Here is a 14,614-nt window from a genome sequence, read left to right as displayed (position 1 = left end):
GCCAGGCCGAGCAGCAGAGTTACGACAGCGCGAACGTATCGCGAGCGCGGTCGGCGTCCTGGATGCATCAAAGCTCCATCGGGTCGGCCGGAGGCCCGTCACATGAATGTCGCGTGTGTCCTCGGTAACCAGCACGGCGGCAACGCGTGGGGGGCCTTACCGGTACGGATGGTGCGGGTGCTGTCGTGGGCGATCTGTAGGGGGTAGTCGATATTCAGACGTGGACGAAATATCGCGCGGTCGGCGAGGCCTGGCCGGCCGAGAAGACGCGCTTGTTGATCGTCATGACATGACCTTCCGACGGCATGTTGGGGCGGGGAGCGCAAAAATGGGAGGGCGGCAAGAGGCGCGGATACATCCCATGACCTCTCTAGGGGTCCCATGGGACCTTGGAAGCTGTCAAGAGGCTTGACGTCGAATGATGCAGGGGTTTGCCGCGTCATTCGGGACGGCAATCCTGCGGCGTGGCGGCGGTAGAGGAGGTCAAACATCACATCACGTTGACGAGTCCGCCCTACGGGATCAACTCCGGTCGGTGGTTTCGTCGCGATTACTGCGCGAGTCCGGCGCACGGTATTGACACTCTTCAGTGCTCCTCTACGATCCATCGTTGTCCGATAGTTCGGCGTTAGTTCGAGATGCCGAACGCTTTGATTCGCTCATGTGTCATGCCCATGGCTGCCCAGGGGGGGCGACGGTGCGGTCTTCATTCGTTTCCGGGCGGGGCGGTGTGCCCCGCGGACGACGTTCGCCCAGTGGGCGAGCCGCCCGGGACGGCCGCGGGACGGCGTCGGCTCCCGCCGCCGGCACCGTCCCGCGGGTCCCTCGCCGCTCTCAGCCCCTCCGCCTCATGTCACCGTCGAGGCATGGGCATCGATGCCCGGCTGGGCGAGGCTGCCGTCGACGTGGGTTCATCGCTGCCGTACGAGCGACTTCGATTCGGCGGATGCCTGACCCTGCGCGTCCACGACGTAGAGGTGATAGTCACCGACCGATGGCGGAACCTTGATGGTCGTCGCGGTTCCCCTCGCCTTGGCCATGGTGGGGCCGACGGCGAATGTCGTCGTACCGGAAGGAGCCAGCCAGAGAGTTTTGCTCCCGTCACCGGCGCTTCGGACGGGAATGGACGACACACCTTTGCCGACGAATGTGCTGGCCGGCAGAACGTAGTCAGGCAGGGCCAGTCTGCTCCGCGGGACGATGTCCTTGTAGGTGTCCTCCAGGCCTGCGTTCACGGCGATGCTGTACGCCTGTGACGGCCACACGTTGTCCGGGTACGCGCGCACGTCCTGGATGGTGCTGTTCGGGACGTTCTTGTCGGCGATTTTGTTGATCGTGCCGTAGGTGTTGGTGATGCTCAGGTCGTGCTGCCGGCCCCACGTGCCGGAGTTGATGGCGTACGTGACATTCGGGTCCAGGTGGAGCACGTTGTCGTGGTAATTGATGTAGGCGGAGCCTTCATCAGGGTGGAGTCCGTACTTGTAGCCGGCCGGAACGCCCTGGATGTAGTTGTTGTCGATCTCGGTTCCCGGCTGGCTGCCCAACGTGTAGATGGGAGCGGAGTCGCCGAGCACCTGCATCGTGTCGATGATCTGGTTGTGGCTGATGGTGTTGTTCTTCGACGTGGTGGTCGGCACGCCGGGGCGGACCGAGTTCGCCGAACCGTCGAAGTTCCACCATCCCCAGCCCAGCGTGATGCCCGCCCAGGGGGTCTTCTCGATCTGGTTGTGCCGCACGGACAGGGAATCGGCGAAGTATGCCGATACGGCGCTGGACCCCTGGAACAGCACCGCACTGTCGTAGAGGTAGTTGTCCGTTATCGAGATGTTCTTGCAGACCCCCTCGACGTTCGCCGGGTACTTCTCGCCGTTTGCCGAGGTGTGGTCCCCGATGTACACATGCTGGGGATGCCCCACGGTGACGGCGGATCCGGCTATGTCATTGGTGTAGTTGCCGATCAACTGCGTGTCCGTCACGTCGTTGACCATGTGGATTCCGTCCGCGCCGGTGTGCTGCACCGTGTTGCGCCGCAGGATGATCCCGTCGGCGTTCTCGATCTGTATGATCCCCGGCGGCAGGTCGACGTTGCGGTAGGAGTAGGCGTGGAAGTTCTCCTTCGCGTACACGAGTGAGCTCGCGTTTCCCTGCTGGCCCTGTCTGAACACGGAGCCCGCCACGTTGACCAGGTTCCAGTCGGAGTGCTCGACGGTGAGTCCGGAGAAGGTGATGTTCCGCGCGTGGTCGGTCGTGGACGTTCCGGCGATCTTGATGAGGGTGGACAGCTTGTTCGGCGCGAAGACCTGTGCGGTTGTCATGTCCTCGGCGTCGGACTTGTAGTAGTACAGCCGGTGATTCGTCTTGTCGAAGTAGAACTCGCCCGGCTGGTCCAGGAACTCGTACGCGTTCATGAAGGTGTGGGTGCCATCGGCTCTGAAGTGGCCGTTCGGCGGGCCCTGGGCGATGGCCGCGCCCGGCTGCTGGAAGAGAGCCACGCGATGGGCGCCGTCCGAACTCGTGGTGATCTTGCGGACTCCCACGATGGCCGTGGTCCAGGTCGTCGCGGACTTGATTTCGACGTCGTCCTGGTTGAGGGCGACCGCAGGCAGATCCGAGAGGCTGTACTTGGCTCCGTCGCACTGCGAACCGGACTCCCAGGCCCAGGGAGCCTGGCCGGCCGTGATGGTGTAGGTGCCGTGGCATCCGGCCGAGCTGATCGTCTTCGAAGCCATCTGGGCCCGCTTGCCGTTGACGTAGAGCGCGCGGAGCTTGTCGTCGCGATTCAGCCGGGCCTGCCAGATGTTCCCGCTGTGCTGAGTCCAGCCGGTCACCTGAACGCCTCCGTTCAGGACCGGCTTCTCGCCCCGGTAGGCGGCGTACACGACACGGTGGCCGTTGGTTCCGGAATCGGCCGGTGTGAAGTTGATCGTGCTGCTCACCGGGTAGTTTCCGCCGCGGAGATATACGTGGATGTCTCCCTTCATGTTGTTGTTGACCGTACGCACGACGTCCCGCGTGTGCCGCAGGGTCTTGAACGGCGCCGTGATCGTGCCGGGGTTGGCGTCGTCACCGTCGGGGGCGACGTAGTACGTCGCCTGAGTCGCGGCCGAGGCCGGGGTCGGTGCCGTGAGGGATGTCAGCGGCACAGCGGCGACCGCCATCGCAAGCGCTGCCGACAACGTGCGGACGGTGGAGGTGACTGGCTTCATCGGCTGCTCCTCGTACTGGTTCGGGCGGTGGGGCAGGCGTTCATACGGCGGCTCCTTGGGCCGGGGTGTCGAACGGTGTGCGGTAGCTGGGGGCGTTGGTGCGCGGTTGGAGGCGGAGGGTGAGCCGAATACGGGTGGACGCGGGCAGCCGGACCGTCAGGAAGACGCTGTCGCAGGACTCCTCCGTCTCGGTGGTGGCCGGCTCGGTGTGGCCGTAGTCGTACATGTCCCCGATCCAGCCGTCGTCCTCGCAGGCTGTGTAACGGACGGCGGTGATGGTGTGCTCGGCGAAGGCGCCGGCCTGAACGATCACCGTGCGGTCTGCCTCGGGGGAAAGGTTCACCAGCTCGACCGTCGTCGCCTCGGGGTCGATGGAGGTGACCAGCGCGGCCACATCCGGCGGCAGTCCGGCGCGGCGGGCGTCGGCATCGTGGTAGCGCAGCCGGGCCTGCTGGAGGCCGCCGTTGTACAGCACCTGGGGGCCGCCCCAGGTCAGCTGGACGAGGGCCTCGGTGGCCACGGGGTTGCACTGCTGCCACACGTGGATGTCGGCCTCGGGCACGTCCAGGTCGCGATAGCGGTCGATGCGGCGCAGCCGGTGGCGGATCTGGGCCTGGGCGGCGGCGAGGATCCGCTCGGGATAGCCGGGGTCGTCACCGGCGAGGAAGGCGAACCACGCCTTTTCGTGTCCGGACTCCTCCTTGGCCCGGAACGGCCGGACGGTGCGCCAGTCGATGCCGTCTGCTTCGCGCAGCCGCTCCAGCCGGATGCGATCGGCGGCGGAGGCCGTGTGGTGCCACAGCGCCACCGGTACGGGCGGGGTGACCGGGTTGTAGTCGAACCAGCCCGAGTCGTTGTGGCGGAACGGAAGGTGGAGGGTGTGCGTGTGGATGTCCGGGCCGAGTTCGGCCACCCACTTGGAGGGGAGACTGGAGTCCGAGTCGGTGAAGGGCATCACCTTGCCGTGGCCGATGAGGGTGTCGAGGGAGGTCGCGACCATGGAGAGGTAGCCGTCGTCCCCGGTGACCGTCGCCGCGGCGAGCGCCGCCACGCAGGCCGCGTGGCCCACGCTGTGCCAGCCGTGCGGCCAGGACCAGCCGTAGTGGCCGCCGTACCAGCGGCCTTCCAGCAGGCTGCCGACGACCCCGTCCGGCCCCACGTTGTCCGTAATGAGACCCTTGTGTGCCTGTGTGCGCTCTCGCCACGCGCCCACGTACTCGACGATCCAGTCGCGGTAGCGGTCCTCGCCGGAGAGGATCCAGGCGTTGAGCACCAGACCGGCCGCCGCGAGGTTGACGGCTGTGTCGCCGTCGCCCATCCGGTCGCGCATCCGGGCTCCGAGCCGCGGATCCGAGGAGAGCGGGTACGGGCCGCCGTCCGCCTCGGGGATCCAGTCGAGCGGGAAGCCGTACGTGTGCGCTTCCTTGGGCAGCCAGGGATAGACGTCGCCGTCGAACAGGCCCCGGCGGTCGGGGTCGCTGCCGTTGTGCGGACGGGTGATGACGCGGTGCCCGGGGTCGTAGTTGCCCTTGGCGGGGTCGACGTACAAATCGGCGAAGCGCAGGGCGCGTTCGGACCAGCGGCCGGGGGCGGCCATGCACAGGAAGTAGAGCAGGAGCAGGCTCTCCCCCTGGTGGAACCAGTCGTAGCCGCGTTCGAACTCATCGCGCAGCATGTCCAGTTCGGTCAGCTGCCGGGTCACGCCTTCCCAGTGCCTCTCACTGGCGGGCAGCAGATCGTCGGCGCCACCGAGGAGATACAGCTGGGGCCAGTTGAAGAACACCTCGTAGAAGTCGTCCACACCGTCACGGGTGGTCAGCCGGCCGGTGTAGTTCAGCCGTCCGTCCGGGCCGGTGAAGTCGCGGGCGAAGCGCCGCCAGGCGTGGTCCAGCAGGTCGAACAGGGCCCGCTGGGCCACGGCCCAGCCAGGTGGTTCGAGCAGCGGCACCCCCGCCCGGATCTCGGGTGGCGGAACCGGGGGGCCGGAGGGCGGGGCGTCCTCGGCGGAGGCGTGGTCAGCAGAGCTGAGGGGCATGGAAGGAGCTCCGTTCGGGGTGGCGGCGCGATCGCGCTCGCCGGGGACGACGGCCGGGCGGACGAGGCCGGTGTCATTCCTTGGTGGCGCCGGCGAGCATCCCGCTGACCAGGAAGCGCTGGGCGAAGAGGAAGACGATCAGCACGGGCGTGATGGCCAGCAGTGTCGCCAGCGCCAGCTGCGGACGCTGGATCGCGAGGGTGCCGACGGCCGGATTGAAGGACGGCACGTTGCTGAGCAGGGTTCCGACACCCACCTGGACCGGCATCTGGCTGCTCTCGGGAAGCATGACGTACGGCAGGAAGTAGTTGGTCCAGTTGGCGACGAAGCTGAAGAAACCGACGAGCGCGATGACCGGAGTCGCCAGCGGCAGCGCGACGTGCCGGAAGACGCCGAATTCCGAGCAGCCGTCCATGCGTGCCGCTGCCAGCAGGTCCTTCGGCACGGCGGTGGTGAAGTAGATGTACGTCAGGTACACCCCGAACGGGTAGAAGGAGTACGGCAGGATGATCGACCACATCGTGCCGATCAGGTGCACCGCGTTGATCTCCAGGAACAACGGCACCACCAGGGTGGCGTTCGGCATGAGCATCACGACCAGGGTCGAGACCAGCAGGGTCCGTCGGCCGCGGAACTCGGTCATGGCCAGGGCGTATCCCGCGGGTACGGCCACACAGAGCGTGATGACCAGGGAGATCACCGCGTACAGAGCGGAGTTGCCCAGCCACTGCATGATGGCGTTGTCCTGGAACGCCGTGAGCGCGTCCCAGTTGGCCTTCAGCGCGTTCCAGGAGCCGAAGGAGAGCGGGTTGTCGTGGACCAGTTGCTGGTCGGTCTTGGTCGACGCGAGGACGAGCCACAGCACCGGCAGCACGAAGAACACCACGAACACGGCCAGCACGGAGCCGGTCAGCAGCCGGGAGGAGCCTTTAGTCGGCATCGAAGAATCCCGACCGTGCGACGAAGATCGCGGCGGCAGAGGCGCTGACGACCAGGAGCTCCACCGAGACCGCGGCGGCGCCGTTGATGTTGTTCATCTGGAAGGCGAAGTCGTACGTCAGCTGGTTCAGCGAGTAGTCGCGTCCGGCCACACCCACGCTGGCGAGGGAGAGCAACTGCGGCTCGACGAAGAGCTGCGCCCCGCCCGCGAAGGCCAGGATCATCATGTACACGATCCACTTGCGGAGCATGGGGATCTGCACGTGCCACGCGGTCTGCCAGGCGCCGGCGCCGTCGATGCGCGCCGCTTCCATGACGTCCCTGGGGATGTTGTTGAGCGCGCCGTACATGACGACGATCCAGCCGCCCGCGCCGGTCCAGAACGCGATGATCGTGAACAGCAGTGGCAGGTTGCCGGGAGCGATCACTTCGCCGAAGGTGTGGAACCCCAGCATGCTCAGGAGCGAACTGACCGGGCTCACCGTGGGGTCGAGCACGAACAGCCACACCAGCACGCTCGCGGCGCCGGCGAGCGCTCCGGGGATGTAGAAGAGGAAGCGCAGCGCCTTGCTGACGGTCCCGGAGGCCAGGCGGTGCAGCAGCAGCGCCAGCCCCACCACGAACACCACCAGCGAGGCAAGCCAGAAGACGAGGTAGACCGCGACGTGGTTCACGGCGTCCATGAAGCGGAAGTCGTTCGCCGTGGTGACGAAGTTGGAGAAGCCGGTGAACCTGCCCCCGGATTCGGTGAAGGCGAAGTAGACGGCGTACCCGGTCGGAAGGATGCCGAAGGCGATCAGCAGGAGCACATAGCCGGCGACGAAGGCGGTGCCGGCCCGGCTCTGGCGGGCGGCGCCGCGACGGCGCCGGTGGGCGGAGCCGGCCGTGGAGTGGGTGAGGGTCACTGGGCGACCTTGTATCCGTTGGACTTGGCGTACTTGACGACGGAGTCCTGCCAGGCGGGCAGCATCGACTCGACGGTCTTGCCCTGGGTCAGGCCGGGCTTGACGGTGGCGGCCCAGATCGCCTCCTGGCTGAACTGGCCCGAGCCCCAGCCCGGCCAGACTTGGGAGGCCGCGTCCTTGAGCGCGCTCAGGTCGCCGGCGAAGTATCCGGAGGCGTCCTGCTTCTTCAGCCAGGTCTCGGCCGCGGGCGCGTAGGCCGGGAAACCGGGCGCCTTCTCGCCCTGGTAGGCGTTGTCGGTGGTGACCCACTTCAGGAAGTCGGTGGCGGCCTTGATGTGAGCGGAGTGCTGGGACAGCAGCCAGGTGCCGCCGCCGACGTTGCCGGTGGACGGCGAAGTGTCCCCCTGCCACTGGGGAATGGGCGCTGCCGCGATCTGCTTGGCCGGGGTCTTGAGGGTGTCCTTGAACACCGCGCCGCCGAACCAGGCGGGGCCGGGCATGAGCAGGACCTTGTCGGCCTTGTTCTTGCCGAAGTCGGTGCTGAAGACCCCACTGATGGACAGGGACTTGTTCTTGATCAGCACGTCCATGAGCCTGGCCATCTTGGTACAGGCCTCACTGGTGGTGTTCACCGAAACCGACTTCGGGCCGGTGATGTGGTTGGCGCCGCACTTGCTCGCCCACAGGTAGATCTCGGGGGCGAAGGAGTCGCCCGCGTCACCCACGAGATAGCCGGGGTGTTCCTCTGCCACCTTCTTGCCGAGCTGTACGTACTCCTCCCAAGTCCTCGGAACCTGGTAGCCGAACTTCTTCAGCAGCGGCGCGTTGTACCAGAGCACCGCCTGGGAGAGGTCATTGCGCAGGCAATAGACCGTGCCGCTCACCGTGCAGACGTCGTTGACGCCCTCGGCGAACTGCCCCAGGGTCGCGGAGGGGATCAGGCCCTTGTTGAGCGGCGCCGCGAAGCCCGCGTCGACTGCCCAGGTCGCCTCGTTGTTCTGGGAGCTGAAGACCACGTCCGGCCAGCCCTTGCGGGTGCGGTTGAAGAGTTGGACCTTGGTCTGGAGGTAGTTCGAGCCGTTGGCGTCGCCGTCGTAGGTGACGATGTCCAGCTTCACGTCCGGGTGCAGCTTCTGGTACAGCTTCGCGGCGTCCAGACGGGTCGCGTCCACCCAGACGGTCAATGCGCCGTCCTTCTGGGGTACCTGGGCGAAGCCGTCCTTGGTGGTCGTACCGGCAGCGCCTCCGTCGCCACAGCCGGCCACGGTCAGCAGCACCGTGGCCGCGCAGCCGGCCAACCATGCCGAACGTCTCTTGCTGACCACCCTTACCTGGCCGAGCGAAGGCTTGTTGACGGTCATATGCGACTCTCCTGGGGTTGCAGGCGGCCCGAGCAGATCGGCAGAGCAGCGGCGCGGATGAGGTGACGCCGGACCGTCCCGGCCGGGCGTCGGGTGCTGCGGACGGCTGTTCCGCTGCCGTCCCGGAAGAAATTAGCCGCCTTATCGAGGCATCCGTCAAGGGTGTGTGTGGCTGTCTTCTCGGTGATTTATGGATGATGGCGCAAAGTTGAGGCCGAACTAGACCCAATAGATCCCCGAATATTCCAATTAGCCATAGAACTCTATGGCGTGGAGCCATCTCCAAATGAGTACGACTCATTGTTGCCTGCGGTACGATGAGCGCGGCTCCACAGCGATCAGCCGCCCTCGTCGCAGTCACCCCGGAGGCACGACAGATGAACGACACGCCCGCAGCCGAAGCGGCCCTGCCGGCGCAGGTCTCTTACGCCGAGGCGGCAGCGGTGAGCGGCTCGGACCGGCGGCGTGACTATCGCCCCGGTTACGAAGTCGTCGCGGAGCGGATCCTCGAGTTCATCGCCGAGGCCCGTCTGGTGGCGGGCGATCGGCTGCCCACCGAGAACGATCTGGCGCAGATGCTGAATACCAGCAGGGCGGTGGTGCGGGAGGCCGTGAAGATCCTTTCAGCGCTTGGCCGGGTCCGAGCGCACAAGGGGCGCGGACTGTTCGTCGCGGACGACGAGGGCATGCTCCTCACCAGCCGTTGGGGCGGCTTTTTCCGCCCCGTCGACCTCGATCACGTCCTCATGCTGTTCGAGTTCCGCAGGATTCAGGAGATGGCTGCCAGCAGTCTGGCCGCCACCCGTGCCACGCCCGCCGAGCTCCGTACCATCGAAGCCGCCACGCAGCAGTGCCGAGACGGGTTCGTCCACGGTCAGGTCGATGTGTTCAACCAGGCGGATGAGGACTTCCATGCGGGCGTCGCCGCGGCCTCGCACAACACCTTCCTCGTCAGCGCCGTGCGGGACGCACGACGACTGCAGCGGCAGTCGAGCGCGATCGGGATCCACGACAGGCTCGGCGAGGGCACCGAGTCGGCGGTCGAGGAGCATGAGGCGATCTACCGGGCCATTCGTGACGGCCGGCCCGACGAGGCGGCCCAGGCCACGGCGGCACATCTCGACAGGACGCTCGAGGACTACCGGCGGGAGATCCAGCGGCGCCTGTTCGGATAGCGTTCCCCATCGGACCCCGCCGCGACACGCGGTCTTCTCGGCCGCCTGTCACGCGGCCTGTCGACGGCCGGGGCGGCAGGTGGCAGACCGCTCCAGCCGCCCCGGGCGCCGGGAGACTTACTGGGCGGCGGCTTCCTCGGTGGTGAGGAAGCGGAGGTTGTGGACGTGGTCGTTGGCGAACATGGGCACGCCGTCCGAGGCCGGCTACCAGTTCGGCTTGCCCCCGCTGTCGCGGATGACCCGCCCGTTGATGACCAGGTTTTCGAAAGTGATGTCCTTGATGACGTGGTTGGCGTCGAGGCCGATGAGCAGCGATGTGCCGGCGTGGGTGCCGGTGTAGGCGAGGTCCTTGATGTAGACGTTCTCGATGCCGCGCCCGGCTGCCGTATTCCTTTTCGACCCTGGCGCAGACGTTTTCCAGCCCGGTGCCGACGCAGCACCAGAAGCAGTTCTGGGGCGTCGACACCACGCTTTCATCGGAGTTGCGCAGGAAGCAGCCGCCCCCCCATCCGGCTGCGCCACGTGCGCGTGGTGCGCTGATGTCGTGGTCAGAACTGGTCACTGGCGCCGGGGGTGAACTGCCACCAGTTCACGTTGACCAGGTAGCCGCTGCCGCCGGTGAACCGCAGATACAGGTCCTGGGTTCCCGTCGCCCCGCTGACCGGGCAGGACACCGTCGTCCAGGTTTGCCAGCCGCCGGTGTTCGGTACTGGGCACCGGGCCGCGACCGTCCCGTTCGGACCGCCCTGTCGGACTTCGACGGTGCCGCCGCCGGTCGCCGAGGCCACGCGGGTGGTGAAGGAGGACGCGCCCGTGCCGAAGGCCACGCCCTTGACCTTGACGTAGTCGCCGTTCTCGAGCCATCCGAGGTTCATCCCGCCCTCACTCGACGGCTCGGTTTCGATCCCGGAGCCCCAGGCGATCGTCTCGGCCTCCTGGCGTACGTACGGGTTGAGCGTGCCGACCTGGGGCGCGCCCGTGCCGGTCATGGTGATGGTCGGGATCGTGCCGTCGGCGTTGTAGGAGAACTTCTCCACCGCGACCGAGCGAGTGTAGCCGCCGCCTCCTGGGAGGGCGCCGTTGTGGTAGAAGAAGTACGAGTTGCCTTTGAAGTCGACGACGCCCGGGTGGTTGGTGAAGCTGCTGCCCTGTGTGGGCATGACCGTCCCGCGGTAGGTCCACGGTCCGGTCGGGCCGGGCGCCGTGGAGTAGGCGATGAACTCCGAGCAGCACTTGGCCGCGAACACCATGTAGTACAGGCTGCCTCGCTTGTAGACCCAGGGCGCTTCCTCGAACAGCGTGGGCCGGTTGGGGTCGCCGGTGCGGGTGCCGAAGCCCGCGGTGGTGAGCGGGATTTTACTCGGGCTGCCCGAGTACGAGGTCATGTCGGCGTTCAGCTTGACGTACCAGAGGTTCGGGTTGCCCCAGTACAGGTAGGCCTGGCCATCGTCGTCGACGAAGACGGTGGGGTCGATCTCGCCGTTTTCCACCAGGGGACGGCCGATGGCGTCATGGAACGGTCCGGTGGGGCTGTCCGACACCGCCACGCCGATGGCCATCCGGCCGGTCGCCCGGTTCGTCACCGGCACGTACCAGTAGAACTTGCCGTTGCGGTAGGTGGTCTGCCCCGCCCACGCGTTGGAGGATGCCCAGCTGAAGGTGGCCAGGTTGAGCGGCGAGCCGTGGTCGGTCCAGTTGACCATGTCGTCGGAGGACCACACCCGCCACTCCTTCATGGTGAAGTTGGTGGAGCCATCCTCGTCGTGCCCGGTGTAGAGGTAAACCCGGCCGTTGTGGACCAATGGGGCAGGGTCGGCGGTGTAGATGTGCTGCACGATCGGGTTGTCCGCCCTGGCCGCCGTGGGCTGTACCGCGGCGGGGACGACGGCGAACGCCAGGACGAGGGCCACCACCCAGGCCACGGCTCGGCTGAGCCTCGCATGGGTGGGGACGGGCCGGGCAGGGAGCATCGTGGCCTCCACGGAGGGCTGGTCGACGAGTGACGTTGGACGGCCGCCGGGGCGGACACCGCCGCGATCGGGCCTCACGCGCGGCTCCATTTCTGGCCGGCGCGGCCGTCGCAGGTCCACAGGACGAGCGGGGTTCCGCCCGCGGTGCCGGCTTGGTCGACGTCCAGGCACAGGCCGGCGTGCGCGTTGCGGATCGACCCGTCGGAGTTCACGGTCCACTTCTGGTTGTCCTGCCCGTTGCAGGGCCAGGTGATGACACGGGTACCGTTGGTGGTGCCCTGGTCGTAGGCGTCCAGGCACTTGTCACCGAAGACGCGGACCTCGCCGCTGGACCATGTGGTCCACAGCTGGCTCGCGGCCGTGTGACAGTCCTGGATCAGTGTCCTCGCCCCGGCCGCTGTGGAGGCGTTCTCCACGTCCACGCAACGGCCGGACCCGTTGCCGCGCAGCCGGGACGTGGCGGCGGCCAGCGGGGTGCCACCGGTCACCCGGAACGTGGCGACGGCGTGTGCGGGCACGCTTGCCGAGATCTGGCCGGTCGTGCTCGATGTGCCGCCGGTCCACAGGTCGGTGAGGGTGAACGACCCGCCGGACAGACCGGCCTGGGCCGCCGTGGTGGTGACGGTGGTTGTGCTGTTCCCCCGGTTGAACAGGCCCACGGCGACCGAGCCGTCGGACAGGGGCTTGGCGAACACCTCGGTGTTTCCGTCGTCGCGCACCCTGCGCCCGCCCGCGCCCAGGGGGTCCTGGTTCACCGCCAGCAGGCGCGGGTTGCGCAGGATCGCGCTCACGTCGGCCGACATGGTGCGGATGTCGTTGCCCGCCATGAGCGGCGCGGCCATCAGCGCCCACAGGGCGAAGTGGGAGCGGGATTCGGTCAGCGACAGGCCGGGTCGGCCGACGACGAGCATGTCCGGGTCGTTCCAGTGGCCCGGACCCGACTGCGCGGCCAGCGGCGCGGTGACGTCCAGGACGTTGCCCACGCCCATCGGATAGCTGTTGGTGTTGCCGTTCTGCCAGATGTCGAGCAGATCCTCGGTCGTCCGCCACAGATCGGCGACCTCGCCCCAGTTGTACCTGTCGCCGGTGATGGCGTGGAAGCTGTTCGGGTTGATGCTGTAGACGATCGGGCGCCCGGTCGCGCGCAGGGCATCGCGCATGAGCGTGAACCGTGCGACCTGCTCGTCCCGAGTGCCGGCGGAGGAGCACCAGTCGTACTTGAGGTAGTCCACGCCCCAGGAGGCGAACGTGCGAGCGTCCTGCGCCTCGTGGCCCTTGCTGCCGGTGGACCCCGGATAGCCGCCTGTGCCCTGGGCGCATGTGCGCTCGTTGGGCACCTGGTAGATGCCGAACTTCAAGCCTTTCTGGTGGATGTAGTCCCCGAGTGCCTTCATCCCGCCGGGGAACTTGGTGGGGTTGGCCCGCAGGTTGCCCGCGGCGTCGCGCTGCGGGTCGAACCAGCAGTCGTCGACGACCACGTACCGGTAACCGGCGTCCCGCATACCCGAGGACACCATCGCGTCGGCGGCTTGGCGGACCTGGGCCTCGGTGACCCCGCACCCGAAGCTGTTCCAGCTGTTCCAGCCCAGCGGCGGGGTGAGCGCCGGACTGCCGGGCGCGGCCTGAGCCGGCGAGTGGACCGTGGCCGTGGTGAACGCGGTGGCCGTCAGAGCGGCGGCCACAAGGAGGCGGAGCAGTCGTCCGCGTGGTCGTATGGGCACCGTGGTTCCTTTCCCGGAAGGGTGCCGCAGGGCGTCACTGGCGGCACCCGCCTGTGTGCTGGATGGAGTGACCCGGTCGATCGGGAGGGACCTCGGCGCGGTACGCGTCCCGGGGGCTGATATCCGCGCCGAGGCCGGGTGTCTCCGGGGCGGTCAGTAGGTGGAGTTGGTCTGGGTGAGCAGGCCGAGTCGCCACGGCAGGGTGTTGTAGTCGCCGCCGGCGTTGGGGTTCATGCCCTGGTAGAGGTACTGCAGGGCGGCGGCCGAGTCGAGGGAGGCCGTGCTCTTCGCCGGGGAGTGAGCCGTGGCCTTCGCCGTGGCCTGTGCTGCGGTCTTGGTCACGGTGTTCGCCGTGCCCTTCACCGCGGGGGTGCCGCCCAGCGCGGACAGCGTCGCGTTGTAGGCCGCCTTCTTGTTGCCGTTGCCGTCGAAGAGCAGCGGGTTCTCCCCGGCGCGCCAGGAGTCGGTGTCCCGGATGCCCCATGTGGTGAGGCCGTTGCACCGCGCCACGTTCATGCAGGCCTTGACCGTGTTCGCGTACGCGGCCGTCGGTGCCTGCGCGATGTCGAGCTCGGTGATCTGCACGTCCACGCCGAGGGCGGCGAAGTTGGACAGGGTGGTCTGGAAGCTGGCCGGCGGGCCGCCGGTGCCGAAGTGGGCCTGGAAGCCGACACAGTCGATGGGCACACCGCGCGCCTTGAAGTCGCGCACCATGCGGTAGACGCCCTGGGTCTTGGCGTCGCTCCAGTTCTCGATGTTGTAGTCGTTGTAGCAGAGCTTGGCCGACGCGTCGGCGGCCCGCGCGGTGCGGAAGGCCTGCTCGATGAAGCCGTCACCCAGCAGGTTCTGGAAGACCGAGGGGCGGTGCGCTCCGCTGCCGCCGTCGGCGAACGCCTCGTTCACCACGTCCCAGGCATAGACCTTGCCCTTGTAGTGGCCCATCACGCCGTTGATGTGGTTGATCATCACGCTGCGCAGGGTGTTCGCATCGTCGATGGAGCTGACCCAGCTGGGCAGCTGGGAGTGCCAGACCAGGGTGTGGCCCCGTACCCGCTGGCCACGCGAGGTGGCGCGGTTCACGATCTGGTCGGCCGGGCCGAAGTTGAACGAGCCGCGGGAGCGCTCCGTGGTGTCCCACTTCATCTCGTTCTCGGGGGTGACCATGTTGAACTCGCGGTCCAGGATGGTCGAGTACGTACCGTCGCCGAGTCTGCCGGCTGCCACGGCGGCCCCGAAGTACCGCCCGGACTGGGCCGCCTGAGCGCCCAGGGTGGACGCCTGAATCGAGGCGGAGTCAGTTGC

9 protein-coding genes and 1 pseudogene are annotated in these 14,614 nt (G+C 67.4%); 1 reads left to right on the top strand and 9 read right to left on the bottom strand.

Annotated elements, in window-relative coordinates; translation table 11 throughout:
• Window positions 1-911: 911 nt before the first annotated feature.
• From ACWDSL_RS23980 to ACWDSL_RS23960, 5 genes are all read right to left on the bottom strand, one after another.
• Window positions 912-3,206: a right-handed parallel beta-helix repeat-containing protein gene (locus tag ACWDSL_RS23980; RefSeq protein WP_450488557.1), complete on the bottom strand. Its 2,295-nt coding sequence runs from the start codon at window positions 3,204-3,206 to the stop codon at window positions 912-914.
• Between the two features lie 40 nt (window positions 3,207-3,246).
• The gene (locus tag ACWDSL_RS23975) at window positions 3,247-5,241 is read right to left on the bottom strand and encodes a hypothetical protein (RefSeq protein ID WP_450488556.1); all 1,995 of its coding nucleotides are present in this window, start codon (window positions 5,239-5,241) and stop codon (window positions 3,247-3,249) included.
• Between the two features lie 73 nt (window positions 5,242-5,314).
• On the bottom strand, window positions 5,315-6,181 hold the full coding sequence (locus ACWDSL_RS23970) for a carbohydrate ABC transporter permease (protein WP_450488554.1): 867 nt from the start codon (window positions 6,179-6,181) through the stop codon (window positions 5,315-5,317).
• The gene (locus ACWDSL_RS23965; protein ID WP_450488552.1) at window positions 6,171-7,085 is read right to left on the bottom strand and encodes a carbohydrate ABC transporter permease; all 915 of its coding nucleotides are present in this window, start codon (window positions 7,083-7,085) and stop codon (window positions 6,171-6,173) included. The genes ACWDSL_RS23970 and ACWDSL_RS23965 overlap by 11 nt, the downstream gene beginning before the upstream one ends.
• Window positions 7,082-8,446 carry an ABC transporter substrate-binding protein gene (locus ACWDSL_RS23960; protein WP_450488550.1) on the bottom strand — a complete coding sequence of 455 codons (1,365 nt, stop codon included), beginning with the start codon at window positions 8,444-8,446 and terminating at the stop codon, window positions 7,082-7,084. The genes ACWDSL_RS23965 and ACWDSL_RS23960 overlap by 4 nt, the downstream gene beginning before the upstream one ends.
• Before the next feature lie 377 nt (window positions 8,447-8,823).
• Here ACWDSL_RS23960 and ACWDSL_RS23955 point away from each other — a divergent pair, with 377 nt between their 5' ends.
• Window positions 8,824-9,621: a FadR/GntR family transcriptional regulator gene (locus ACWDSL_RS23955; protein ID WP_450488548.1), complete on the top strand. Its 798-nt coding sequence runs from the start codon at window positions 8,824-8,826 to the stop codon at window positions 9,619-9,621.
• 204 nt (window positions 9,622-9,825) lie between these two features.
• Here the strand turns inward: ACWDSL_RS23955 and ACWDSL_RS23950 are convergent, their stop codons facing one another.
• The 4 genes and pseudogenes from ACWDSL_RS23950 to ACWDSL_RS23935 all read right to left on the bottom strand — a co-directional run.
• Window positions 9,826-10,143: a hypothetical protein gene (locus ACWDSL_RS23950; RefSeq protein ID WP_450488546.1), complete on the bottom strand. Its 318-nt coding sequence runs from the start codon at window positions 10,141-10,143 to the stop codon at window positions 9,826-9,828.
• A 26-nt stretch (window positions 10,144-10,169) separates the two neighbouring features.
• Complete coding sequence (locus tag ACWDSL_RS23945; RefSeq protein WP_450488544.1) at window positions 10,170-11,669, bottom strand: glycoside hydrolase family 43 protein; 1,500 nt, start codon at window positions 11,667-11,669, stop codon at window positions 10,170-10,172.
• Window positions 11,666-13,312: a glycoside hydrolase family 27 protein gene (locus ACWDSL_RS23940; RefSeq protein WP_450488542.1), complete on the bottom strand. Its 1,647-nt coding sequence runs from the start codon at window positions 13,310-13,312 to the stop codon at window positions 11,666-11,668. Before ACWDSL_RS23940 ends, ACWDSL_RS23945 begins: the two co-directional genes overlap by 4 nt.
• Window positions 13,313-13,636: 324 nt before the next feature.
• A pseudogene (locus tag ACWDSL_RS23935) lies at window positions 13,637-14,614 on the bottom strand (endo-1,4-beta-xylanase); the annotation flags it as partial.

The sequence above is a fragment of the Streptomyces sp. NPDC000941 genome, from assembly GCF_053599555.1.
Note: the sequence above shows the minus strand (reverse complement) of the source record. Positions and strands in the feature narration are given on the sequence as shown.

Excerpts from the sequence above, each read along its gene's own strand:
- ACWDSL_RS23980 (WP_450488557.1), bottom strand. The coding sequence starts at position 3,206 with ATGAAGCCAGTCACCTCCACCGTCCGCACGTTGTCGGCAGCGCTTGCG.
- ACWDSL_RS23975 (WP_450488556.1), bottom strand. The coding sequence starts at position 5,241 with ATGCCCCTCAGCTCTGCTGACCACGCCTCCGCCGAGGACGCCCCGCCC.
- ACWDSL_RS23970 (WP_450488554.1), bottom strand. The coding sequence starts at position 6,181 with ATGCCGACTAAAGGCTCCTCCCGGCTGCTGACCGGCTCCGTGCTGGCC.
- ACWDSL_RS23960 (WP_450488550.1), bottom strand. The coding sequence starts at position 8,446 with ATGACCGTCAACAAGCCTTCGCTCGGCCAGGTAAGGGTGGTCAGCAAG.
- ACWDSL_RS23955 (WP_450488548.1), top strand. The coding sequence starts at position 8,824 with ATGAACGACACGCCCGCAGCCGAAGCGGCCCTGCCGGCGCAGGTCTCT.